The sequence below is a fragment of the Mesorhizobium sp. M7D.F.Ca.US.004.01.2.1 genome (genome assembly GCF_003997785.1).
GTDB lineage: Bacteria > Pseudomonadota > Alphaproteobacteria > Rhizobiales > Rhizobiaceae > Mesorhizobium > Mesorhizobium loti.
Genome location: NZ_RZRQ01000792.1, coordinates 1 through 306 on the forward strand (window position 1 = coordinate 1; position 306 = coordinate 306).

Genomic DNA, 306 nt, shown 5'->3' on the forward strand with positions numbered 1-306 from the left:
GGCTATGACGTCGAAGCCCGCCGCTGGCCGGACTGGATCGCGGCGGCCGGAATGCGCATGGAACTGCTGCCGCGCGTCGTCGAACCGGGCGATGTCACCGGCGCTCTCACCGCTGCCGCCGCGGAGCCGTCCGTCGTGCCAGCGACAACGACCACATCGCGCGGCAAGCCGAACAGCTCCGCGGCGGCCATCGGCGACGGCGTCACCGCGCTGGGGTCGTCGCTGACCATCAAGATCCTGTCCGACCGGTCGATCTCGGCGCCTCGCTTCGGCATCTACAGCCATCGGCTCGGCAACGCCTGGCTG

1 pseudogene is annotated in these 306 nt (G+C 70.9%); it reads left to right on the forward strand.

Annotated features, from left to right (window positions below):
- Nucleotides 1-306 (forward strand): annotated as a pseudogene (locus tag EN993_RS36840) (carbohydrate kinase); the annotation flags it as partial.